1 protein-coding gene and 1 pseudogene are annotated in these 815 nt (G+C 34.6%); both read right to left on the minus strand.

Translation table 11 applies throughout. The features are described from left to right. A pseudogene (locus tag ACFIKJ_RS09510) lies at positions 1-416 on the minus strand (hypothetical protein); the annotation flags it as partial. Next, positions 413-556 carry a TrwH protein gene (locus tag ACFIKJ_RS09515; RefSeq protein ID WP_375652237.1) on the minus strand — a complete coding sequence of 48 codons (144 nt, stop codon included), beginning with the start codon at positions 554-556 and terminating at the stop codon, positions 413-415. The gene ACFIKJ_RS09515 and the pseudogene ACFIKJ_RS09510, both read right to left, overlap by 4 nt. Between the last annotated feature and the right edge of the window lie 259 nt (positions 557-815).

Consider the following 815-nt stretch of genomic DNA (forward strand, 5'->3'; position numbering starts at 1 on the left):
CCAGTTTTCTGATTCTTTGTTATAGCTTGATAGGCTTTTTCTATTTGTGAAACTTGTTTTTTTTTCAACTCAAGCTGCTTTTTTAAGAGCTCAATAATTTCCTCTTTTTTTAAAAGCTGAAGGATTTCCGAATATTCTGCTGATAGAGCAGGTTGTGGCGGTGGAGCAGGTTGTGGCGGTGGAGCAGGTTGTGGCGGTGGAGCAGATGATAGCAATTTTAAACATTTTTCTAGGATTCCAGAGCTGTCTCTTCCATACTTTCGCTTTTCAAACTCTGCACGTGCCACTTCTAGAACATTGCATAAACTTGATGGATCTGCGTCTACACGTGTTTTAGAATGATCCACCACTGCATGTGCCAAATTTATCATTCCCCAAATGGTAATCATTCCTGTTATAATAAATCGCTTTTTCATATATTTGCTCGCTTGATTTCGGCAGGGATTGTTTTATTAATAGGTACACGGTTCCTATCATTGGGCTGTTTTAGCTTTGGTGCTAATGCACAAGCTGATAAAATGTTTGCAATCAAAATTATAAGAATGACCAACTTCATTTTAATATGACTCTTTTTTACTATTATATAGATCCTGATGTTTGTTGTCATTATTATAATTTTGACATTAAAGTAAAGTGTATAGTTTACGATAATTGATCTTTTCTTAATTTCATTTTTTAATTTATGAAAATAGCTCAATTTCAGTGCGAATATTTTTTACTGTAGGATTGGATATCCTCGTTATTTTGTCATATGGATATTAAGGGCGTCTGTTACGGGAACCATTGCTTTTTATCTCATCTAGTTTCTATGTCTC

Source organism: Bartonella sp. PS7NMGDW, from assembly GCF_042193585.1.
GTDB lineage: Bacteria > Pseudomonadota > Alphaproteobacteria > Rhizobiales > Rhizobiaceae > Bartonella > Bartonella grahamii.

Excerpts from the sequence above, each read along its gene's own strand:
- ACFIKJ_RS09515 (WP_375652237.1), bottom strand. The coding sequence starts at position 556 with ATGAAGTTGGTCATTCTTATAATTTTGATTGCAAACATTTTATCAGCT.